We start from the raw sequence: 22,821 nt of genomic DNA on the forward strand, positions 1-22,821 counted from the left end.
GCGTATGGTCGGCAACGTCAGATGTGTATAGGGGACAGGGGGCCGGCTGCGCCGGGGCAGCGGCGGGTGGCGCGGGAGCGGGCGCGGGCGCGGGCGGCGGGAGGGTGGCGGCGGGAGTCGGCTCGACGGACGCAGGGGATGCGTCCGTCTGCTCCCCGGTGGCGTGCTCGTCCACCGCCGGGGCAGGGGTGGCCGGTTCGCCGCCTGCGGTGGTCGGCTCCGGGAGGGACGGCTCTGTGCTGAACGGCTCTGTGCTCGACGCCTCGCCGACCGACGCCTCGCTGACCGACGGCTCGGCGTCCGGCTCGAGAGCAGCGTGCGCCCGCCGCCCGGACTGACCGCGACCGGGCGCCTCAGGAGCGGGTGCCGCCGCCGCGTCGGCGCCCGCGGCGGTGCCGACGTCGGCCCGAAGCCCGACGCGGACCTGCGACGCGCGCACGACCGCCGAGAGCACGGCGAGCGAGGCCTCGGGGGCGTCGGCGGCGCTGTCCGCTCGCACCGTGACCGCGAGCGCGCCCTGCACCACGGCCTCGCTCCAGGTCGACACGTCGGGTGCGGTCAGCACGCGGCTGCCGCGGTCACCCACGACCTCGACCTCGACGTCCCCGCGCACGATCACGCGGACGAGTCCCGCGACGACCGAGACCATCGCGAACGGGGGCAGGGAGGTGATCCGCTCGCGCGTGAGCACGCCGAGGTGGTCGGTGAGGTCCGTGTGCTCGCGCAGCGAGGTCCACATCTGGTCGAGAACGGTCGCATCCGTCTCGGGGGGCAGCAGCACGACGGTCCCGTCGCTCACGACGGCGTACCAGTCGCCAGGGGCGTAGCCGGGGACGATCACGGTGCCACCTCCGGGTGGTGGGGTCGGGTGGGGCGGGGCTGGGTCGCGCCGTCGACGTCCTCGTCCCACACGTGGTGGACCGTGGCAGGCGGCACCGTGGTGTCGACGTCCGCGGCGTCGCGGGCCGCCGCCACGTCGACGACGACGGCGCTCACGTTGTCGTGGCCACCGGCCTCGACCGCCGACGCGACGAGGCTCCGAGCAGCCTCCTGCGGGTCCGGCTCGGTCGCGAGGAGTCGCGCGATCTGGGTGTCGTCGAGCTCGGTGGTGAGCCCGTCCGAGCAGATGAGCAGCCTGTCGGCGGGCGCTGCGGGGATGAGCCAGTAGTCCGGGTCCGGTTCGGACCGCGTGCCGACGGCGCGGGTGATCACGTGCCGCTCGGGATGCTCGCGCGCGTCGTCGGGGTGCAGCTCACCCGAGTCGACCATCTCCTGGACCACCGAGTGGTCCACGCTGATCTGCTCGAGCGTGCCCGCTGCCCAGCGGTAGACGCGCGAGTCGCCGATGTTGAAGACGAGCCAGTAGGCGGAGCCCTCGTGCGAGACGACCGCGGCGCCGGCCACGGTGGTCCCGGCGGACTGCGTGCCCACCGCGCCGCGCAGGCGTTCCGCCACACGCCCGATGCACGCGTGGACGTCGTCGGGGGTCACGGTCGCACGGCCCGCGAGCCGTCCGAACTCCTCGACCGCGAGCCTGCTCGCCACGTCGCCCGCCGAGTGCCCGCCCATGCCGTCGGCCACCATGAACACCGGCGGGTAGGCGAGCAGCGAGTCCTCGTTGTGCGGGCGCACGCGACCCCGGTCGGTGGCCGACCCCCACGTCGTGCGCACGGCCCTCCCCTCGTGGCTGCTCGTCCGGACGAGTGACACATCGGCGCGTTCGGCCCCGGACATGAGCCGAACGGGTGAACGAGATGCGTCGTCAGGCGGCGCGGTCGACGAGCGCCTCGGTGAACGAGACGAACGAGTCCCGCACGGCCCCGGGGGGAAGGGTACCCAGCGCGGTGACCGCCTCCCGTGCCCAACGGCCCGCGAGGTCACGCGTCTCGTCGAGCACCGGGTGCGCGCGCAGGGCCGCGACGGCCTGCGCCAGCGCCTCGTCGCCCGAGAGGTCCGAGTCCAGCAGCGCCACCAGGTCACGGTCCGCCTGCGCGGCCTGGGGCCGCGCCGCACGGGCGCGCAGCAGCAGCGCCGGCATCGTCGGGACCTTCTCGCGCAGGTCCGTCCCGGGGGTCTTGCCCGTCGCCGCACCGTCCACGGCGAGGTCGATCACGTCGTCGGCGAGCTGGAACGCCACGCCCACCTTCTCGCCGTACTGCACGAGGGTGTCCACCACGTCTGCCGGGCATCCCGCGAACATCGCACCGAACCGGGCCGACGTCGCGATGAGCGACGCCGTCTTGTCGGCGAGCACCTGGAGGTAGTGCTCGACCGCGTCCGCACCGTCCGCCGGGCCGACCGTCTCGTGGAGCTGCCCGAGGCACAGCCGCTCGAAGGTCGCCGCCTGGATGCGGACGGCCTCCGGCCCGAGGCCCGCGACCAGGCCGGAGGCGCGTGCGAAGAGCAGGTCGCCCGTGAGGATCGCGACCTGGTTGCCCCAGACCTCGTGCGCCGCAGGGGCACCGCGCCGCAGCGGCGCCGAGTCCATGACGTCGTCGTGGTAGAGCGTCGCGAGGTGCGTGAGCTCGACGACGACGGCGGCGTCGACGACCTCGGGGCGACGGCCGTCGCCGAGCTGTGCCGCGAGCAGGCACAGCAGCGGCCGGAGCCGCTTGCCACCCGCGTTGACCAGGTGCCGTGACGCCGTGTCGGCGAGCACGTCGGTGTGGGTCACCGCGTCGCGCAGCCGCTCCTCGACGAGCGCGAGCCGACCGGTGAGCAGCTCCGAGAGCGCCGGGTCGGTGAGCGGCAGGGCGGGAGTGGTCACGGGACGAACGCCGCCACGTCCCCGAGCAGGTCGAGCACGGGCGACGGGAGCACCCCGAGCAGCACCGTGCCGACCACGGCCACACCCACCGCGACCGCGGTGAAGCCCTCCGAGCGGACGACCGTGGTGGTCTCCCCAGGGGTGCCCACCGCGTCCGTGAAGAACATCAGCACGATGAGGCGCACGTAGAAGAAGACGGCGGCCGCCGACGCCAGCACGCCGACCACGACGAGCCAGCCGAGGCCGCCCTCGAGCGCCGCGGTGAACACCGCGAACTTGCCGGTGAAGCCCGCCGTGAGGGGGATGCCCGCGAACGAGAGGAGGAAGAGCGCGAACGACCCTGCGAGCAGGGGGTGGCGACGTCCGAGCCCCGACCACTGCGACAGGTGCGTCGCCTCCGCGACGACGGCGCCGCCCGGGCCCGCGTTGACCTCACGCACGAGCGACACGACGCCGAACGCGCCGATCGTCGCGAGTCCGTAGGCCACCAGGTAGAAGAGCACCGAGCTGATCCCGCTCTGGGTCAGTGCCACGACGCCGACGAGGACGAAGCCCGCGTGGGCGACCGACGAGTACGCGAGCATGCGCTTGACGTCGGTCTGCACGATCGCGACGACCGTGCCCACCAGCATCGTCAGCACCGCGACGCCCCACATCAGCGGCATGAGGTCCCACTCGAGCGGTGCGAGCACCACGTAGAGGACACGCAGCAGCGCGCCGAACGCGGCGATCTTGGTGCACGCCGCCATGAACCCGGTGACCGGCGTGGGTGACCCCTGGTACACGTCGGGCGTCCACGAGTGGAACGGGACGGCACCGACCTTGAACAGCAGCCCGACGAGCACGAGCAGGGCACCCGCGAGCAGCAGCGGGTCGAGCCCGCTGACGCCGCTGACGGCGAGCGAGATGTCGGCGAGTCGCACCGAGCCCGCGAACCCGTAGAGGAGCGCGACGCCGAACAGCAAGAACGCCGAGGCGAAGGCGCCGAGCAGGAAGTACTTGAGTGACGCCTCCTGGCTCAGGAGCCGGCGACGACGGGCCATCCCCGCGAGCAGGTAGAGGGGCAGCGAGAGCACCTCGAGGGCGACGAACAGCGTGAGCAGGTCACCCGCGGCCGGGAAGATCATCATGCCGCCGAGCGCGAACATCACCAGCGGGAAGACCTCGGTCTGCGCGAGCCCGCGACGGCGCGCGAGCTCCTCGAAGTCCGACCCGGGCACGGCGGCCGCGGTGGGCGCGAACGCGTCCTCGGCGCCGTCCTCGGTCCGGTCGGCGACCACGAGGATCGAGACGAGACCCATGAGGGCCAGGACGCCCTGGAGCGCGAGTGCGGGGCCGTCGAGCACGTACGCGCCGCCGAGGTGCGACGCGCCGCCGGTCGCGAGCGTGTCCGACCACAGGGCCGCGACCGCGACGAGCGCGCCCGCGAGGGCCACGAAGGCGAGCACCAGCTGGGTGACGCGACGCGCGCGACGCGGCACGAACGCCTCGACGAGCACGCCCACCACCGCCGCGAGCAGCACGACCGCCACCGGCGTCAGCTCGGCCCAGGGGATCTCCGGAGCCACGAAGGCCGATGTCACTGGTCGCTCCCGTCCTCGGAGATGGTGGTACTGGCCACCTGGGTCGCCTGCGGGTCGTCCACGCCGACCTGCGTGAGCGAGGTCTGCGCGGGCTCACGCACCAGGTCGAGCGCCGGGGCCGGGTAGAAGCCGAGCACGAGCATCGCGGCGATCAGCGGCCCCACGACCCACTTCTCGCGCGCCGAGAGGTCCACGGTGGCGGCGAGCTCGGGACGCACCGGGCCGGTGAAGACCTTCTGGTAGGTCCACAGCACGTAGAGCGCGGCGAGGACCACCCCGAGCGTCGCCACGACGGCGGCCGGGCGGTTCGACGCGTAGGTGCCCACCAGCACGAGGAACTCGCTGACGAACGTCGACAGGCCGGGCAGCGACAGCGCCGACAGACCCGCGACGAGGAACGTGCCCGCGAGCACGGGCACGACCTTCTGCAGGCCGCCGAAGTCGGCGATCCGCTGCGAGCCGCGGCGCGCGACCAGGAACCCGGCCAGCAGGAAGAGCGCCCCCGTGGAGAGCCCGTGGTTGACCATGTAGAACGAGGCGCCCTGGATGCTCACCGAGGTGAACGCGAAGATGCCCAGCACGATGAAGCCGAAGTGGCTCACCGAGGTGTAGGCGATCAGGCGCATGAGGTCGGCCTGACCGATCGCGAGCAGCGCACCGTAGAGGATCGAGATCACCGCGAGCACGATGATCACGGGTGCGGCCCAGCGTGACGCCTCGGGGAACAGCGGGAGGCACAGCGTGAGCATGCCGAACGTCCCGACCTTGTCGAGCACGCCCACGAGCAGCACGTTGGTGCCCGCCGGGGCCTGCTCGGCGGCGTCGGGGAGCCACGTGTGCACGGGCCACATGGGTGCCTTGATCGCGAACGCGAGGAAGAACGCGAGGAAGATCAGGCGCTCGGTCGTGGTCGACATCTCCGCGCCCACGAGGTTCTCGACGAGGAACCCGTCGGGCCCACCGGGTCCCTGGAGGTAGAGCGCGATGACGCCGGCCAGCATCACGAGGCCGCCCGCGAGCGAGAACAGCAGGAACTTCACCGCCGCGTAGCGCCGCTGGAGGCCGCCGAAGGCACCGATCATGAAGTAGACCGGGATGAGCATGGCCTCGAAGAGGACGTAGAAGAGGAAGACGTCGCGCGCCGCGAAGATCGCGACCATGAACGCCTCGAGCACCAGGACGAGGGCCATGTACCGGCGGATCCGGTCACCGGCGACGTCGCCCGCGGTCGCCTCGGCGGGGTCGAGCTCGCCGTCCGCCAGCGCGGCGTCGGGGTGCTCGCGCCAGGCCGCGAGGAGCACGAGCGGCACGAGCACGACCGACAGCAGCACGAGGGACAGGCCCACGCCGTCGACCCCGAGGGCGTAGCTCACGCCGAGCGCCGGGATCCAGGCCGCCTGCTCCGTGAGCTGGTGGGTCGCCGCCTGCGCGGTGTCGAACGCGAGCGTCGCGGCCACGCCGAGCGCGAGGACCACCAGGGAGACCGCGACCGCAACGGCGCGCGCGTGGCGCCGCGCGCCTCTGGGCAGCGCCCAGAGCACGGCCGCGCCCACCAGCGGCACCACGATCATCGCGGTGAGCCAGGGGAAGGTCTGTTCAGCCATCGTGTGTCTCTTCCCCTCAGATCCGGAACGCCAGGACGACGGCGACCAGGACGACGACGCCGGCGACCATCGTCGCGGCGTACGAGCGTACGTATCCGTTCTGCACGCGCCGCACGAGCTCGCCCGAGCCGGCGACCACGCGGGCGAGGCCCGTGGCCGCTCCGTCGACGACGTGCCGGTCGCCGTACACGAGCGACCGGGTCAGGTACTGGCCCGGGCGCATCAGCAGCGCCTCGTTGACGTCGTCCTGGTACAGGTCGCGACGCGCGGCGCGCGTGAGCGCCGACCCGCGCGGCGGCACGACCGCGACCGGCGACGCGGCGTACTGGCGCCAGGCGAGGAACGCGCCGACGAGCACCAGCACGATCGTCGCGGCCATGATGACCGGCACCGGGAGCACCGGCTCGTGGTGCTCGGCGTGCCCGGTGACCGGCTCGAGCCACGTCACGAAGCCGTTGCCGAGCGCGAGCACACCGCCGAGGGCGACCGAGCCGACGGCCAGCACGACCATCGGGCCGACCATGAGCACGGGCGACTCGTGCGGGTGACGCACCGGGAGGTCCGACGAGCCCGCGCCACCGTGCCCGTCCGTCCACCGGCGCTCGCCGTGGAACGTCATGAAGAACAGGCGCGACATGTAGAACGCGGTGATCCCGGCGCCCACGAGGGCGACGGTGCCGAAGACCCACGGCTGCCAGCCCTGGGCGTCGGCCGTCGCGAACGCGGACTCGATGATCTTGTCCTTGCTCCAGAACCCGGAGAACGGGGGCAGCCCGAGGATCGCGAGCCACCCGGCCGCGAACGTGAGCCACGTGATCTTCATGACCCGGCTCAGCCCGCCGAAGCGGCGCATGTCGACGTCGTCGGACATGCCGTGCATCACCGAGCCGGCACCCAGGAACATCCCGGCCTTGAAGAAGCCGTGGGTGATCAGGTGGAAGATCGCGAACGCGTAGCCGATCGGACCCAGGCCGGCGGCCAGCATCATGTAGCCGATCTGGCTCATGGTCGAGGCCGCGAGCGTCTTCTTGATGTCGTCCTTCGCGGTTCCGACGATCGCCCCGAACAGCAGCGTGAACGCGCCGATGATCGCGACCACGAGCAGCGCGGTCGGCGCACCCGCGTAGACGGGGGCCGAGCGCACGACGAGGTAGACGCCGGCGGTCACCATGGTCGCGGCGTGGATGAGCGCCGAGACCGGCGTGGGGCCGGCCATCGCGTCGCCGAGCCACGACTGCAGCGGGAACTGCGCGGACTTGCCCGTCGCGGCGAGGAGCAGCATGAGGCCGGCCGCCGTGAGCAGCCCCTCGTTCGCGCCCTCCGTGAGCGAGAAGACGGTCTCGAAGTCCGTCGCGCCGAAGGCGGCGAACAGGATCATGATCGCGACGAGCATGCCGATGTCGCCCACGCGGTTGGCCACGAAGGCCTTCTTGGCCGCGACCGAGTTGGGCATCTCGTGGTTCCAGAAGCCGATGAGCAGGTAGGACGCGAGACCCACGCCCTCCCAGCCCACGAAGAGCAGCACGTAGCTGTCCGCCAGCACCAGCAGCAGCATCGCCGCGACGAACAGGTTGAGGTACGAGAAGAAGCGACGCCGGTCGCGGTCGTGCTCCATGTAGGCGACCGAGTAGACGTGGATCAGCGTGCCGACGAAGGTGACCAGGAGGACGAAGGCGAGCGAGAGCGGGTCCACCCGCAGGCCCGCGGCGAGCTCGAACGCACCGGCCGTGATCCAGTCGAACAGGTGCAGGTCCTGGACGCGCTCCTCGGCCGGCAGCCCGAGCATCGCGACGAGCAGCACCGCACCGACCACGAAGGAGGAGGCCGAGGCGAGGACGCCGAGCCAGTGTCCCCAGCGGTCGCTGCGACGTCCGGCCAGCAGCAGCACCGCGGCACCGAGCAGCGGCAGCGCCACGAGCAGCCAGGCGCTCGTGAAGACGCCCTCGGCAGGCACGGCGTGGGCCATCTCGCCCGCGGCGGCGGGAAGGGCAGCAGGAAGTGTCGTCACCGTCGCGCGCTCCTCAGCTCTTCAGAAGGTTGGCGTCGTCGACCGAGGCCGAGCGTCGGGTGCGGAAGATCGCGACGATGATCGCGAGGCCGATGACCACCTCGGCGGCGGCCACGACCATCACGAAGAACGCGACGACCTGCCCCTGGAGGTCACCGTGCATCCGCGCGAAGGTCACGAAGGCCAGGTTGGCCGCGTTGAGCATGAGCTCGACGCCCATGAAGACGATGATCGCGTTGCGGCGCAGCAGCACCGTCGTCGCGCCGATCGTGAACAGCAGCGCCGACAGCACCAGGTAGTTGCCGAGGTTCATCGCACCTGCTCCTCACCGGTGATCGAGCGCTCGGGCGGGGTCGAGCCGATGCCCGCGCCCCCCGGCCCCTCGTCCACGCCCTCGAGCTGCTCGTCCGCCACCGCGTCGCCGTTCGCGGCGACCTCGGCGATCGAGCGCTCCTGACCACGGATGCGCAGCACGCGCGGCACCGAGACGTCGAGCGGACGCCCGTCGGGCCCGAGGGCCGGCACGTCCATCGCGTTGCTGCGGGCGTACACGCCCGGTGCCGGCAGCGGCGTCAGGAGCCCACCGGCCGCGACGCGCGCGTCGGCCCGCTCCTTCTGGCCGATGCGTCGGGTCAGCCGCTCCCGGTGCGTCAGCACGAGCGCACCGAGCGCCGCGACCACCAGGAGGGTGCCGACCACCTCGAGCGTGAAGACGAAGTCGCCGAAGATCACGCGCGCGACGCCGACGGGGTTGCCGTCCGCGTTGGCCGCGGCGAGGCCCGCCGGGGCGATGTCGGTCGCCGTGAGCACCACACCCACGAGCACCACGCCGAGCCCCAGGCCGAGGAGGGCGCCGATCCAGCGCTGCGCGCGGATGGTCTCGACCAGCGAGTCGGAGGCGTCGACGCCCACGAGCATCAGCACGAACAGGAAGAGCATCATCACGGCGCCCGTGTACACGATCACCTGCACGACGCCGAGGAACGGCGCCTCCTGGGCGACGTAGAGGATCGCGAGCGAGACCATGACGACGACGACGCTCATCGCCGCGTGGACCGTCTTGCGCGCGAAGAGCAGGCCGAGGGCCGCGAGCACCATGACCGGCGCGAGGCACCAGAAGAGCACGGCCTCGGCGGTGGTGGTGCTGCCGGTCTCGGCCAGGGAGGTCAGGACGCTCATCGGCCTGCCTCGGTCCGCTGGACGTTCGCGAGCGAGGGCTCGTCCGGACGCCACTGCGCGACCCAGTCGATCTGCTCGGGCACGGGGCCGGTGACCTCGCCGCGGTAGTAGTCGTCGTCCTCGGTGCCGGGGACCATCGGGTGCGGTGCGGCCAGCATGCCCTCGCCGAGAGGCGCCAGCAGGTCCGTCTTCTCGTAGATCATCCCGCGGCGCGTGGGCCCGGCGAGCTCGTAGTCGTTCGTCATCGTCAGGGCGCGCGTGGGGCACGCCTCGATGCACAGCCCGCAGAAGATGCAGCGCAGGTAGTTGATCTGGTAGACGCGGCCGTACCGCTCACCTGGCGAGAACTGCGCGTCGGGCGTGTTGTCGGCGCCCTCGACGTAGATCGCGTCGGCCGGGCACGCCCACGCGCACAGCTCGCACCCGATGCACTTCTCGAGGCCGTCCGGGTACCGGTTGAGCTGGTGACGTCCGTGGTAGCGCGGCTTGGTCGGCACCTTCTCGAACGGGTACTGCTCGGTGACGGCCGGCTTGAACATGTTGGCGAAGGTGACGCCGAAGCCCGCCGCCGGAGCGAGCAGCTCGCCCAGGCCCTTCTTCGCCGGGATCAGGGACTCGTACTCCTGACCCGACGGCGCACCGACCTCGCCGGCGCCCTCGCGCCGGGAGATCTCCTTGTCGTCAGCCACGGGTCCCCTCCTCGTCCTCGTCCTCGGGCGTGTCGGTCTGGTCGGGTGCGGCCGTGACGGCCAGGGTGCCGGTGCCTCCACCGCCCTCGGCCGCGCGCTCGGCACGCAGCCTCCGTGGGGACGGGGGCAGCGTCTGTCCGGGCAACGGCGGAACAGGGTAGCCGCCCGCGAACGCGTCGAACGGTTCCTCGGGTCCCGTGTCCACGGGCGCCTGGCGTCGCTCGGGCACGAGGAACGAGACCACCACGCCGACGACGGCGAGCCCCGCGAGCACGAACAGGAGCGTCTGGAGGTCGACGTCGGTGAACTGCCGCACACCCTGCACGGCGGCGACCGCAACGATCCACACGAGCGCGGCGGGGATGAGCACCTTCCAGCCGAACTTCATGAACTGGTCGTAGCGGAAGCGCAGCAGGGTGCCGCGGATCCAGACGAACAGGAACATGAAGAACCAGAGCTTGGCCAGGAACCACAGGACCGGCCACCAGCCCTCGTTGAACATGCCGTCGTTGATGGCCGAGATCGGCCACGGCGCGCGCCACCCACCGAAGAAGAGCGTCGTGGCCACGGCCGACACGTTGAGCATGTTGATGTACTCCGCGAGGAAGAACCACGCGAACTTCATCGACGAGTACTCCGTCATGAAGCCCGAGACGAGCTCGCCCTCGGCCTCGGGAAGGTCGAACGGCAGCCGGTTGACCTCACCGACCATCGAGATGAAGTAGATGACGAACGCGGGCAGCAGCGGCAGGAACCACCACACCTGCGTCTGCGACTCGACGATCTGCGAGGTCGACATCGAGCCTGCGAGGATGAACACGCTCACGAGGGACAGGCCCATGGCGAGCTCGTACGAGATCACCTGTGCGGTCGAGCGCACGGCACCCAGCAGCGGGTACGTCGAGCCCGAGGACCAGCCGCCGAGCACGATGCCGTACACGCCGAGCGACGTCGCCGCGAGGATGTAGAGCACCGCGACCGGGAAGTCCGTGAGCTGCAGCGGCGTCTCGATGCCGAACATGCTCACCTGCGGCCCCAGCGGGATCACGGCGAACGTGAGCAGCGCGCAGAACACCGAGATCATCGGCGCGACGATGTACACGACCTTGTCCGCCGCGCGCACCGTGATGTCCTCCTTGAGCAGGAGCTTCATCGCGTCGGCGAGCGACTGGAGCAGACCGAACGGGCCGTGCACGTTGGGGCCGGGCCGCACCTGCATGCGCGCGACGACCTTGCGCTCGAACCAGATCGCGATGAGCACGCTCGTGAGCAGGAACACGATGATGCCGACCGCCTTGATCAGGACGATCCACCACGTGTCGTTGCTGAAGTCGGCGGTCGCGACCTGGTCCCCGCTCACCTGCGCGAGCACCGGCCCGGCCGGCGCCAGGAGTGCACCCATCACCGCTCCTCACCTTCGGTCAGGGGCTGCGGCTGCGCCGCTCCCCCGGCTGGTCCGACCTCGGCGCGTGCGGCCCCGGGCAGCGCGGCGGCCTGCACGCGCACCACCGCGCCCGCGTCGACCCCGAGGGTCGCGCGCACGGCGGAGCCCGTCGAGGCCGTCGGGAGCCACACCACGCCGTCGGGCATGGGCGTCACCACCACGGGCAGGGTGACCTGCCCGCGCTCGGTGCGCACCGTGAGGCCGGCGCCCGTGTCGACGCCGAGGTGGCCGGCGAGCTCCGGCGAGACCCGGGCGACGGGCCGCTGCGCCGTGCCGGCCAGGAACGCCTCGCCGTCCTGGCAGCGACCTGCGTCGAGCAGCAGGTGCCACGTCGCGAGCACCGCCTCGCCGTCGGCGAGCGAGGGCGGCTCGGTCGCGGCGACGGAGGGGGCCGCGGCGCGGGCGCCGTCCCAGCCCCCGAGCTGGTCGATCTCGGCGCGCACCTGGCCGAACGTCCGCAGGCCGAGGGGCACGTCCATCGCGTCGGCGAGCGCGTCGAGCACGCGGTGGTCGGCCATCGCGGTCGACGTGAGGGCCTGCGGGAAGGGCCGGGGCCGTCCCTCCCAGTTGAGGAAGGTCCCGGGCTTCTCGACCGGGGGCGCCACCGGGAGGACGACGTCGGCGAGCTGGGTCACCGCCGAGGCGCGCACCTCGAGCGAGACGAGGAAGCCGGCCGAGGCGAACGCCTCGCGCGCGAGCACCGGGTCCGCCAGGTCGTCGGGGTCCACACCACCGACGACGAGGCCGCCCAGCTCACCCGCAGCCGCGGCCGCGAGGATCGCCGAGGCGTCACGGCCCGGGGTCTCGGGCAGCCGCTCGACGTCCCACGCCGCCGCGACGTCCACGCGCGCGGCGCCGTCGGTCACCTGTCGCCCGCCCGGGAGCAGGCCGGGCAGGGTGCCGAGCTCGACGCCGCCCCGCTCACCTGCGCGGCGCGGGATCCAGACGAGCCGTGCACCCGTGCGCTCCGCGAGACGCAGCGCGGCCGAGTACGCACCCGGCACGGTCGCCAGACGCTCGCCCACGACGACGACGGCGTCAGGGCCGAGCAGCCCAGCGGCCTCGCCGAGCACGCCGTCGGCGCCCGGGACGAGCGCGTCGAGCACCTCGGCCTCGGTCCCCGGCGCGGCCGGGACGAGCGTGCCCGAGAGGCGCTCGAGCCCGCGGCTCGCGAACGGCGCGACGGACACGACACGGTTGCGGTGCGCGCGCACGCCCTTGCGCAGACGCAGGAAGACGATGCCGCCCTCGTCCTCGGGCTCGAAGCCCACGAGCAGCGTGGTCGGTGCCTTCTCGAGGTCGTCGAACGTGACGGACATCCGGGCGCCCGCCACGTGGTGCGCGAGGAACTCGGCCTCCTCGGCCGAGTGCGGACGAGCACGGTGGTCGACGTCGTTGGTGCCCAGGGCGACGCGCGCGAACTTGGCGTAGGCGTACGCGTCCTCGAGCGTGACGCGGCCGCCAGGGAGCACGCCGACGCCGCCCGCGTCACGTGCGGCGGCGAGCCCGGTGGCCGCGGCCTCGAGGGCCTCGCCCCAGCTCGCGGGGCGCAGCTCGCCACGCGTGCCGTCGGCCGCGCGCTCACGCACGAGCGGCACGGTCAGACGGTCGGGCATGCCCTGCCACGGGTAGGCGAAGCGGTCCTTGTCGCTGATCCACTCCTCGTTGACGGCCGGGTCGTTGCCCGCGAGGCGGCGCAGGACGACGCCGCGGCGGTGGTCGACGCGGATGGCGGCACCGTTCGCGTCGTGCTCGGCGATGCCGGGGGTCGACACGAGGTCGAACGGACGCGAGCGGAACCGGTAGGCCGAGCTCGTGAGGGCGCCGACCGGGCAGATCTGCACGGTGTTGCCCGAGAAGTAGGACGCGAAGGGGCGGCCCGAGGTGTCGACGGTCGCCTGACCGGCGGGGCCCGCCGGGTCCTGCGCCGGGAGGCCCTCGGCCTTGCTGATCGGGGTGCCGTCGGGCTGGACGCCCCGGTACACCTCGGCCGGCTCCGAGCCCGCGAACCCGAGCACGCCCGGGTCGAACACACCGATCTGCTGACGCACGCCGCGCTGCTGGAGGTCGATGAACGGGTCGCCCGCGATCTCCTCCGAGAAGCGCGTGCAGCGCTGGCAGAGGACGCAGCGGTCCCGGTCGAGCAGGATCTGCGTCGAGATCGCCAGCGGCTTGGGGAACGTGCGCTTGACGTCGTGGAAGCGGCTCGTCGGGCGGCCGTTGCTCATCGCCTGGTTCTGCAGGGGGCACTCGCCGCCCTTGTCGCAGGTGGGGCAGTCGAGCGGATGGTTGATGAGCAGGAGCTCCATCACGCCGTGCTGGGCCTTGTCGGCGACCGCCGACGTGCGCTGCGTGCGCACGACCATGCCCGGCGTCGCCTCGAGCGTGCACGACGCCTGGGGCTTGGGCATGGGGCGCAGGTTGCCCTCGCGGTCCGGCGTCGAGACCTCGACGAGGCACTGCCGGCACGCGCCGACGGGCTCGAGCAGCGGGTGGTCGCAGAACCGCGGGATCGCGATGCCCATCTGCTCAGCCGCGCGGATCACGAGCGTGCCCTTGGGGACGGAGACCTCGACGTCGTCGATCGTCAGCGTCACCTGCTCGACGGGCGGGGCGCCCGTCGAGGCTGCGGGGGTCGTCGTCGTCATGCTCCCACCGTTCCTGCCGCCACACCGGAGAGCGCGTGCACGTCGGCCCGCCGGTTGCGTGGGGTGTAGTCGAACTTGGCCGAGGCGACCGGGTCGAACGGGCACGCCCCGCCCGTGATGTGCGCTTCGAACTCCTCCCGGAACAGCGCGATGCCCGAGGTGATGGTCGAGGTCGCACCGTCGCCGAGCGCGCAGAACGCGCGGCCCAGGATGTTGTCGCAGACGTCGAGGAGGGTGTCGAGGTCCTCCATGGTCCCGCGCCCGTGCTCGATCCGCGCGAGGATCTGCTTGAGCCAGTAGGTGCCCTCGCGGCACGGCGTGCACTTGCCGCACGACTCGTGCGCGTAGAACTCGGCCCAGCGCGTGATCGCGCGGACCACGCACGTGCTGTCGTCGAAGATCTGCAGCGCGCGCGTGCCGAGCATCGACCCTGCGGCGCCCACCGACTCGTAGTCGAGCGGCACGTCGAGGTGCTCCGCCGTGAACAGCGGGGTCGACGAGCCTCCGGGGGTCCAGAACTTGAGCTCGTGGCCGCCGCGCACGCCACCCGCCATGTCGAGCAGCTCGCGCAGCGTGATGCCGAGCGGCGCCTCGTACTGGCCGGGCCGCTCGACGTGGCCCGAGAGCGAGAAGATGCCGAACCCGGCGGACTTCTCGGTCCCCATCGAGCGGAACCAGTCGACCCCGCGGTCGATGATCGACGGGACCGAGGCGATCGACTCGACGTTGTTGACGACCGTCGGGCGCGCGTACAGGCCCGCGACCGCGGGGAACGGGGGCTTGAGCCGCGGCTGACCGCGGCGACCCTCGAGCGAGTCGAGCAGCGCGGTCTCCTCACCGCAGATGTACGCCCCGGCGCCCGCGTGCACCGTCACGTCGAGGTCGAAGCCCGAGCCGTGGATGTTCTTGCCGAGGTGCCCGGCCGCGTAGGCCTCCTCGACGGCGCGCAGCAGCCGTCGGTACACGTGCAGCACCTCGCCGCGCACGTAGATGAAGGCGTGCGTGCACCCGATCGCGAACGACGTGATCGCGACGCCCTCGACCAGCAGGTGGGGCGTGGCCATCATCAGCGGGATGTCCTTGCACGTCCCCGGCTCGGACTCGTCGGCGTTCACCACGAGGTAGCGCGGGCCGCCGTCGGGCTGGGGCAGGAAGCTCCACTTGAGACCGGTCGGGAAGCCGGCGCCACCGCGACCCCGCAGGCCCGAGTCCTTGACCGCGGTCACGACGTCGGCCGGGGCCATGCCCAGGGCGGTGCGCAGGGCGCGGTAGCCGCGACCCTGCTCGTAGGTCGCGAGGGTCCAGGACCGCTCGGCGTCCCACTGGTCGCTCAGCACGGGGCTCAGGGTGGTGCTCATCACGACTCCTTGCTCGCGTCGGTACCGCGACCCGTGTCGCCGCCCTGGGTGCCGCCCTGGGGCGGTGCCGCGGGCTGGTCGACGCTCGAGTCACGCCCGCGCGTCATCCCCGCAGCCTGCCCGGCCGACGACGCCTCGGTGTCCGTGCTCTCGGCCGACGCGGGCCCGGCCGGGGCGGTCCAGCCCTTCTCGCGCGCGAGGCGACGGCCGACCACGGTCGCCTCGCCCGCGCCCACGCCCTCGTCCGCGCGGCCGTCCGGGAAGCCGGCCAGCACGCGCGACATCGCCTTGAACGAGCACACCGACGACGCCCCTCGCGTGGGTGCGACGGGCTCCCCCGACCGCAGCCGGTCGACCACCTGGGTCGCCGAGTCGGGCGTCTGGTTGTCGAAGAACTCCCAGTTGACCATCATCACGGGCGCGTAGTCGCACGCCGCGTTGCACTCGACGCGCTCGAGCGTGATCTTCCCGTCCTCGGTGGTCTCGTCGTGACCCACGCCGAGGTGCTCGCTGAGCTCGTCGAAGATCGCGTCGCCGCCCATGATCGCGCACAGCGTGTTGGTGCAGACACCGACGGTGTACTCGCCGTTGGGGTGTCGCTTGTACTGGGTGTAGAAGGTCGCGACGGCCGAGACCTCGGCCGTGGTGAGACCGAGCTGGCGCGCGCAGAACGCGATCCCGTCAGGGCTCACGTAGCCGTCCTCGGACTGCACCAGGTGCAGCAGTGGCAGCAGCGCCGAGCGCGTGTCCGGGTAGCGCGCCATGGCCTGCGCCGCGTCCCGCTCGAGCCGCTCGAGCTTGGTGCCCTCGTAGGGCTCGTACGCCGTGGTCGCCATCAGCGATCCACCCCTCCCAGCACAGGGTCGAGCGCGGCCACCGCGACGACGACGTCGGCGACCTGGCCGCCCTCGCACATGAGCGAGACGGCCTGCAGGTTGTTGAAGGACGGGTCGCGGAAGTGCGCCCGGTAGGGCCGCGTGCCGCCGTCGGACACGAGGTGCACGCCGAGCTCGCCGCGCGGCGCCTCGACGTTCTGCCACACCTGGCCCGCGGGGACGCGGAAGCCCTCGGTGACCAGCTTGAAGTGGTGGATCAGGGCCTCCATCGAGGTGCCCATGATCTGCTTGATGTGGTCGAGCGAGTTGCCCATGCCGTCGGAGCCGATCGCGAGCTGCGCGGGCCACGCGATCTTCTTGTCCGCGACCATCACCGGTCCCGGCCCCATCTGCTGGAGACGGTCGACGCACTGCTCGACGATCCGCAGCGACTGGTAGATCTCCTCGAGACGCAGCACGGTCCGGGAGAACGAGTCGGCGTCGGTCGACGTGGGGACGTCGAAGTCGTACGTCTCGTAGCCGCAGTACGGCTGGGCCTTGCGCACGTCGTACGGGAGGCCCGTCGAGCGCAGCACGGGCCCGGTGATGCCGAGCGCCATGCACCCCGCGAGGCTCAGGTGGCCCACGCCGACGGTGCGGCCCTTGTAGATCGGGTTCGCGAGCATCAGGTCGCCGAGCTGGCCCGTGTAGTCGCGGACCTTGGGCAGCGCGTCGCGGATCGCCTCGAGCGCGCCGGGCGGGATGTCCTGGGCGACGCCTCCGGGTCGCACGTACGCGTGGTTCATCCGCAGGCCCGTGATCAGCTCGAAGATCCGCAGGATCTCCTCGCGGCCCGTGAACGCCTGCGTCATGATCGTGGTCGCGCCGAGCTCGTTGCCGCCCGTGCCGAGCGCCACGAGGTGGGACGAGGCGCGGTTGAGCTCCATCATCAGCACGCGGATGACGGTCGCGCGCTCGGGGACGTCGTCGGTGATGCCGAGGAGCTTCTCGACGCCCAGGCAGAACGCGGTCTCCTGGAACAGCGGCGCGAGGTAGTCCATGCGCGTGCAGAACGTGGGGCCCTGGGACCAGGTCCGGTACTCCATGTTCTTCTCGATGCCGGTGTGCAGGTAGCCGATGCCCGTGCGGGCCTCGGTCACCGTCTCGCCGTCGATCTCGAGCATGAGGCGGAGCACGCCGTGGGTCGACGGGTGCTGCGGGCCCATGTTGACGACGATGCGCTCCTCGCCCAGGCGCGCTGCCTCCTCGGCGATGTCCGACCAGTCGCCGCCCGAGGCCTCGAAGGTGGGCACGCCCTCGGTCGCCTCGTCGACGATGTGCGGGCTCGCGTGAGGGGTCTGTGAGGTGGCCATCAGTTGTACGCCCTCCGCTCGTCGGGCGGCGGGATGCTCGCGCCCTTGTACTCGACCGGGACCCCGCCGAGCGGGTAGTCCTTGCGCTGGGGGTGCCCGGGCCAGTCGTCCGGCATCTCGATGCGCGCGAGGCCGGGGTGCCCGTCGAACACGATCCCGAAGAAGTCCCAGGTCTCACGCTCGTGCCAGTCGTGGCCCGGGTAGACCGACGTGGACGACGGGATGTGAGGGTCGGTCTCCGGCACGGACACCTCGAGCCGCAGCGAGCGCCCGTGCGTCACCGAGGTCAGGTGGTAGACCGCGTGCAGCTCGCGTCCCGCGTCGCCCGGGTAGTGCACACCCGAGACGCCGAGGCCGAGCTCGAAGCGCAGGTCCTGGTCGTCGCGCAGCGCCTGGCACACGGGCACCACGTGCTCCCGGGCGACGTGCAGCGTGAGCTCGCCGCGGTCGACGACGACCTTCTCGATCGCGTCGTCCCACGCGGTGCCGCCCTCGCCGAGCACCTCGGCGAGCACGTCCACGACCTCGTCGAACCAGCCGCCGTACGGCCGCTCGCTCGGGCCAGGCATCGCGATGGTGCGCACGAGGCCGCCGTAGCCCGAGGTGTCACCCGCGTCTGCCACACCGAACATGCCCGAGCGCACGTCGACGACATCGAGCTCGGGCCGCCCACCGGGGCCGACCTGACCCACGGCGTTCGCGGGGGCGTTCTGCGCGCCCGCCTCGAGCGCGGCCTCGCTCGTGGTCTGCGGCGTGCCGGGGTCAGGCGTGCCCACGGGTCCCGAGCCGCCCTTGGCGGCTGCCGCGGCGTCCTTCTCCTCGTCGGAGGGCTTCTTGGGGGCGTCGCTCACCGCAGCAGGCCCTTCATCTGGGAGGTCGGGGTGGCCTCGAGCGCCGCGGCCTCGGCGGCGCGGGCCGCCTCCTCGCGGTTGACGCCGAGCGGCGAGGACTGGATCTGCTCGTGGAGCGTGAGGATCGCGTTGAGCAGCATCTCCGGCCGCGGCGGGCAGCCCGGCAGGTAGATGTCGACGGGCACGATGTGGTCCACGCCCTGCACGATCGCGTAGTTGTTGAACATCCCGCCCGAGGACGCGCACACGCCCATCGAGAGCACCCACTTGGGCTCGGACATCTGGTCGTACACCTGGCGCACGACGGGCGCCATCTTCTGGCTCACGCGGCCGGCCACGATCATCAGGTCGGCCTGGCGCGGCGAGGCGCGGAAGACCTCCATGCCGAACCGCGACATGTCGAAGCGCGGCGTGCCGGTGGCCATCATCTCGATCGCGCAGCACGCGAGACCGAAGGTCACGGGCCACAGCGACGCCTTGCGCATGTAGCCGGCGAAGCTCTCGATCGTCGTCAGCAGGAAGCCTGACGGCGCGGACTCCTCGATGCCCATGGTGCTCCTCCCTCCTCGTCCCTCAGTCCCACTCGAACCCGCCACGGCGCCACTCGTAGACGAACGGCACCGTGATGAGGACGAGGAAGGTGATCATCGCGACCACCCCGAACAGCGCGAGCTCGGAGAACGCGACCGCCCAGGGGTACATGAACACGACCTCGATGTCGAAGACGATGAACGTCATCGCGACGAGGTAGTACTTGATCGGGAACCGACCGCCGCCGACGGCGTGCGGGGTGGGGTCGATCCCGCACTCGTAGGCCTCGAGCTTGGCCCGGTTGTAGCGGTGGGGGCCGATGATGCGGCTCGCGCCCACGCCACCCAGGGCCAGCACGGCTGCGACGCCCATGAGGACCAGGATCGGGATGTAGGGGTTCGTCATCGGGCCCTCCAGGTCAGGCGCGGTCGCGGCGACGCCTCCGCCGAGTGTGGTCGGGTCATGCGGCCGGCGCAATCCGGGTCAGCGCCGCGATGAACCTGTCGGACAGGTCACCGCCGCGCGGCTCGTACACGTCGGCCAGGAGCTTGAGGGTGAGCCGCATCAGCGCCGGCCGGGGCAGGCCGTACCGCGTGCAGATCCGCATGACCTCGGGGTGCTCGATGAGCTTCACGAACACGCGGCCCAGCGTGTAGTAGCCGCCGAGCTCCTCGGCCATGATCCGCGGGTAGGTCGCGAGCGTGCTCTCGCGCGCCGCGTCGGTGGTCTTCGCGCGCGACTGCGCGACCACCTCGGCCGCCCGACGCGCGGCCTGCATCGCGTAGGCGATGCCCTCGCCGTTGAACGGGTTGACCATCCCGCCAGAGTCGCCCACGAGCATGAGGCCGCGCGTGTAGTGCGGCTTGCGGTTGAACCCCATGGGCAGCGCGGCGCTGCGCACCGGGCCCACCTGGTTCTCGGGTGTGAACTCCCACGACGCGGGCGTGTTCGCGACCCAGCGCTGCAGCAGGTCCTTGTAGTCGATCTTCGTGGCGGCAGCCGTCGAGCTCACGCTGCCCAGGCCCACGTTCGCGGTGCCGTCGCCCAGGCCGAAGATCCAGCCGTAGCCCGGCAGCAGGTTGGACCGGTTCGGCGCGCCGTCCCACAGCTCGAGGTGGGACTCCATCCAGTCGTCGTCGTGCCGCCGGGTGCGGAAGTACGTGCGCACCGCGACGCCCATGGGCCGGCGCGGGTTCTTCTCGATGCCGAGCGCGAGCGCGAGGCGCCCCGAGACGCCGTCGGCCGAGATCACGAGGGGTGCGCGGTAGGTGACCTCGTCCCCCGCGCGGCGGCCGGCCTCGTCGACCGGCCGGGCGGTGACACCGACCACGTGGCCGGTGCGCTCGTCGAGCACGGGGCCCGTGACGTTGGTCAGCTCCTGGATGCGCGCACCCGCGGCGCGCGCGTGCCGCGCGAGGGTGTCGTCGAAGTCGCGGCGGGTGCGGCTCACGCCCCAGCTCGGGAACTCGTCGAGCTCGGGCCACGGGAGCTCGAGACGGTGGCCGCCGCCGTAGACCCGCAGGCCCTTGTTGCGGATCCAGCCGTCCTCCTCGCGCATGGGGACACCCATCGCGACGAGCTCGCGCACCGAACGCGGGGTGAAGCCGTCGCCGCACACCTTCTCGCGCGGGAAGGCCGACTTCTCGAGCACGAGGACGTCGACGCCGTGCGTCGCGAGGTAGTACGCCGCGGTCGCGCCGGCGGGACCTGCGCCGACGACGATGACGTCCGCGTCCCCACCCATGCCCTGAGACCCCACGCCCCGCCTCATCCTTGTGAACGGATTCACCACTGATCGCCGCGAGTCTAGTGCCCGTCCCGGGTGCCGTCTGGTGAGGCTTACCTTCCTTGGCCGCTCGCGCCCGGGCCCGGTGCGACGGCGGCGGTCGTCACGTCGACGGCCGCGTCGCGCGGTGCAGCGCGACGATCCCGCCCGAGAGGTTGCGGTACGCGACGTCGGTCCAGCCCGCCGCACGGATGCGACGGCCCAGACCCTCCTGGTCGGGCCAGTCCCGGATCGACTCCGCGAGATAGGTGTAGGGACCCTCCTGACCCGTCACCGCGCGCGCGAGCCCCGGCAGCGCACGCACCAGGTAGCCCGAGTACACCGCACGGAACGGGGGCCAGGCGGGCGTCGAGAACTCGCACACCACGAGGCGACCGCCCGGGCGCGTCACGCGCAGCATCTCGGCGAGGGCCGCGCCCGTGTCCACCACGTTGCGCAGGCCGAACGAGATGGTGACCGCGTCGAACGACGCGTCCGCGAACGGCAGGCGCGTCGCGTCGCCGGCGGTGAACGGCAGGTCCGGGCGGCGCGCCTTGCCCACCGCGAGCATGCCCACCGAGAAGTCGCACGGGACCACGTGCACGCCCGCGGCGTCGAAGGGCTCGCTCGACGTGCCGGTACCGGCCGCGAGGTCGAGCACGCGCTGGCCGGGACGCGCGTCGACCGCGGCGATGGTCGCGGTGCGCCACCGGCGGTCCTGGCCGAGGGAGATCACGTCGTTCGTCAGGTCGTAGCGCTGCGCGATGCCGTCGAACATCGCGGCGACCTCGTGCGGACGCTTCTCGAGGGAGGGGCGACTCATGGTGGCCATCCTCCCAGGCCGTCACGTGGTGCGCGTGCGGCGGCCGAGGGCCCGCGGCGGTCCTACGCTGTACGGCGATGAGCACCGACCCGTCCCCGACCGACCGGCCCGGCACGCCGGCCCTCCCTGGGCCGCTCGTGGCACGCACGGTCGAGGTCGACGTCGCCTCGCTCCCGGCGGTGCTGCTCGACCTGCTGCCCGCCCAGGGCGGTGCCGCCTGGGTGCGCCGCGGCGACGGCCTGGTCGCCTGGGGTGAGCTGCTGCGCGTCGAGACGCGAGGTGCCGGGCGCTTCGCCGAGGCCGAGGCCGCGTGGCGCCAGGTCGTGCGGCACGCCGTCGTGCGCGACGAGGTGCGGATGCCCGGCACGGGCCCGGTGGCGTTCGGCTCGTTCGCTTTCGCGGCGGGCTCCCCCGCGGGCGGGGCGCTCGTGGTGCCGCGCGTCGTCGTCGGCCGACGTGGCGGGCGGGCCTGGGTCACGTCGCTCGAGGTGGGGTCTGTCGCGCCCGTCCCGACGCCGACGACGGCGTCACGTCCGGTCGCGCCGGGCCGGGTGGCGCTCGCGCCCGGGTCCCTCGACCCCGAGGGCTGGAAGCACGCGGTGGCGCGGGCCGTCGCCGAGATCCGCGCGGGCCGCCTCGACAAGGTGGTGCTCGCACGAGACGTGGTCGCGACCACCGCCGAGCCGCTCGACCCGCGCTGGGTGCTGCACCGCCTCGCCGAGGGGTACGCGTCGTGCTGGACGTTCAGCGTCGACGGGATGCTCGGCGCGACGCCCGAGCTGCTGCTGCGCAGCGAGAAGGGCCTGGTCACCTCGCGCGTGCTCGCGGGGACCATCCGCCGCACGGGCGACGACGACGCCGACCTCGCGCGCGCCGCGATCCTCGCCCACTCGTCCAAGGACCTCGAGGAGCACGAGTACGCGGTCGAGTCGCTCACCCGCGCCCTCGGTCCGTTCTGCTCGTCGACCAACGTGCCCGAGACCCCGTTCGTGCTGCACCTGCCGAACGTGCTGCACCTCGCGACCGACGTCACCGGCGTGCTCACGGCCGGGCCGGGCGAGGGGCCCACGAGCCTCGGGCTCGCCGCCGCGCTGCACCCGACCGCCGCGGTCGCGGGCACCCCCACCGAGGCGGCCTGCGAGCTGATCGGCGAGGTCGAGGTGATGGACCGGGGCCGGTACGCGGGACCGGTGGGCTGGCTCGGGGCCGACGGCGACGGCGAGTGGGGCATCGCGCTGCGCTCGGCCGAGCTCGACCCGGCCGACCCGCACCGTCTGCGCCTGTTCGCGGGCTGCGGGATCGTCGCGGCCTCCGACCCGGCGGCGGAGCTCGCCGAGTCGGAGGCCAAGCTCGAGCCGATGCGCCACGCGCTCGGCGGCTGAC

The 22,821-nt window shown here is 72.5% G+C and carries 19 protein-coding genes and 1 pseudogene; 1 reads left to right on the forward strand and 19 read right to left on the reverse strand.

Translation table 11 applies throughout. From position 1 onward, the window contains the following. The 19 genes and pseudogenes from GXB85_RS11745 to GXB85_RS11835 all read right to left on the reverse strand — a co-directional run. Positions 1 to 841, reverse strand: a pseudogene (locus GXB85_RS11745) (hypothetical protein); the annotation flags it as partial. Next, complete coding sequence (locus GXB85_RS11750) at positions 838 to 1,671, reverse strand: protein phosphatase 2C domain-containing protein (protein ID WP_161917848.1); 834 nt, start codon at positions 1,669 to 1,671, stop codon at positions 838 to 840. The pseudogene GXB85_RS11745 and the gene GXB85_RS11750, both read right to left, overlap by 4 nt. Before the next feature lie 91 nt (positions 1,672 to 1,762). Continuing rightward, the gene (locus GXB85_RS11755; protein WP_161917849.1) at positions 1,763 to 2,767 is read right to left on the reverse strand and encodes a polyprenyl synthetase family protein; all 1,005 of its coding nucleotides are present in this window, start codon (positions 2,765 to 2,767) and stop codon (positions 1,763 to 1,765) included. Further along, entirely contained in the window at positions 2,764 to 4,335 is a 1,572-nt protein-coding gene (gene nuoN, locus GXB85_RS11760) for an NADH-quinone oxidoreductase subunit NuoN (RefSeq protein ID WP_370524196.1), read from the reverse strand. The genes GXB85_RS11755 and nuoN overlap by 4 nt, the downstream gene beginning before the upstream one ends. Positions 4,336 to 4,346: 11 nt before the next feature. Next, positions 4,347 to 5,954, reverse strand: coding sequence for an NADH-quinone oxidoreductase subunit M (locus GXB85_RS11765; RefSeq protein WP_161917851.1), 1,608 nt, complete (start codon positions 5,952 to 5,954; stop codon positions 4,347 to 4,349). Positions 5,955 to 5,970: 16 nt separating this feature from the next. Further along, complete coding sequence (gene nuoL, locus GXB85_RS11770; protein ID WP_161917916.1) at positions 5,971 to 7,920, reverse strand: NADH-quinone oxidoreductase subunit L; 1,950 nt, start codon at positions 7,918 to 7,920, stop codon at positions 5,971 to 5,973. Positions 7,921 to 7,975: 55 nt separating this feature from the next. Continuing rightward, positions 7,976 to 8,275: an NADH-quinone oxidoreductase subunit NuoK gene (gene nuoK, locus GXB85_RS11775; protein ID WP_161917852.1), complete on the reverse strand. Its 300-nt coding sequence runs from the start codon at positions 8,273 to 8,275 to the stop codon at positions 7,976 to 7,978. Next, the gene (locus GXB85_RS11780) at positions 8,272 to 9,141 is read right to left on the reverse strand and encodes an NADH-quinone oxidoreductase subunit J (protein ID WP_161917853.1); all 870 of its coding nucleotides are present in this window, start codon (positions 9,139 to 9,141) and stop codon (positions 8,272 to 8,274) included. Before GXB85_RS11780 ends, nuoK begins: the two co-directional genes overlap by 4 nt. Further along, on the reverse strand, positions 9,138 to 9,812 hold the full coding sequence (gene nuoI, locus GXB85_RS11785) for an NADH-quinone oxidoreductase subunit NuoI (protein WP_370524208.1): 675 nt from the start codon (positions 9,810 to 9,812) through the stop codon (positions 9,138 to 9,140). The genes GXB85_RS11780 and nuoI overlap by 4 nt, the downstream gene beginning before the upstream one ends. A 10-nt stretch (positions 9,813 to 9,822) precedes the next feature. Next, positions 9,823 to 11,232, reverse strand: coding sequence for an NADH-quinone oxidoreductase subunit NuoH (gene nuoH / locus GXB85_RS11790; RefSeq protein WP_161917855.1), 1,410 nt, complete (start codon positions 11,230 to 11,232; stop codon positions 9,823 to 9,825). Further along, a complete protein-coding gene (locus tag GXB85_RS11795; RefSeq protein ID WP_161917856.1) occupies positions 11,232 to 13,922 on the reverse strand; it encodes an NADH-quinone oxidoreductase subunit G in 2,691 nt (896 codons plus the stop codon). The genes nuoH and GXB85_RS11795 overlap by 1 nt, the downstream gene beginning before the upstream one ends. Beyond that, positions 13,919 to 15,280 (reverse strand): NADH-quinone oxidoreductase subunit NuoF, encoded by a 1,362-nt coding sequence (gene nuoF / locus GXB85_RS11800; protein ID WP_161917857.1) that lies wholly within the window; start codon positions 15,278 to 15,280, stop codon positions 13,919 to 13,921. The genes GXB85_RS11795 and nuoF overlap by 4 nt, the downstream gene beginning before the upstream one ends. Beyond that, positions 15,280 to 16,116 (reverse strand): NADH-quinone oxidoreductase subunit NuoE, encoded by an 837-nt coding sequence (gene nuoE / locus GXB85_RS11805; RefSeq protein ID WP_161917858.1) that lies wholly within the window; start codon positions 16,114 to 16,116, stop codon positions 15,280 to 15,282. The genes nuoF and nuoE overlap by 1 nt, the downstream gene beginning before the upstream one ends. After that, a complete protein-coding gene (locus GXB85_RS11810; protein WP_161917859.1) occupies positions 16,116 to 17,468 on the reverse strand; it encodes an NADH-quinone oxidoreductase subunit D in 1,353 nt (450 codons plus the stop codon). Before GXB85_RS11810 ends, nuoE begins: the two co-directional genes overlap by 1 nt. Beyond that, entirely contained in the window at positions 17,468 to 18,319 is an 852-nt protein-coding gene (locus GXB85_RS11815; protein WP_370524197.1) for an NADH-quinone oxidoreductase subunit C, read from the reverse strand. The genes GXB85_RS11810 and GXB85_RS11815 overlap by 1 nt, the downstream gene beginning before the upstream one ends. Continuing rightward, entirely contained in the window at positions 18,316 to 18,870 is a 555-nt protein-coding gene (locus tag GXB85_RS11820) for an NADH-quinone oxidoreductase subunit B family protein (protein WP_161917860.1), read from the reverse strand. Before GXB85_RS11820 ends, GXB85_RS11815 begins: the two co-directional genes overlap by 4 nt. A gap of 22 nt (positions 18,871 to 18,892) precedes the next feature. Further along, positions 18,893 to 19,255 (reverse strand): NADH-quinone oxidoreductase subunit A, encoded by a 363-nt coding sequence (locus GXB85_RS11825; protein WP_161917861.1) that lies wholly within the window; start codon positions 19,253 to 19,255, stop codon positions 18,893 to 18,895. A gap of 55 nt (positions 19,256 to 19,310) precedes the next feature. After that, a complete protein-coding gene (locus GXB85_RS11830) occupies positions 19,311 to 20,594 on the reverse strand; it encodes a geranylgeranyl reductase family protein (protein ID WP_202627908.1) in 1,284 nt (427 codons plus the stop codon). 145 nt (positions 20,595 to 20,739) lie between these two features. After that, positions 20,740 to 21,438 (reverse strand): demethylmenaquinone methyltransferase, encoded by a 699-nt coding sequence (locus tag GXB85_RS11835; RefSeq protein ID WP_161917863.1) that lies wholly within the window; start codon positions 21,436 to 21,438, stop codon positions 20,740 to 20,742. A 77-nt stretch (positions 21,439 to 21,515) separates the two neighbouring features. Between GXB85_RS11835 and GXB85_RS11840 the strand changes: the two genes are divergently transcribed. Then, positions 21,516 to 22,820: an isochorismate synthase MenF gene (locus GXB85_RS11840; RefSeq protein WP_161917864.1), complete on the forward strand. Its 1,305-nt coding sequence runs from the start codon at positions 21,516 to 21,518 to the stop codon at positions 22,818 to 22,820. The last annotated feature ends 1 nt before the right edge of the window (position 22,821 follow it).

The sequence above is a fragment of the Cellulomonas sp. APG4 genome, assembly GCF_009996735.1.
GTDB lineage: Bacteria > Actinomycetota > Actinomycetes > Actinomycetales > Cellulomonadaceae > Actinotalea.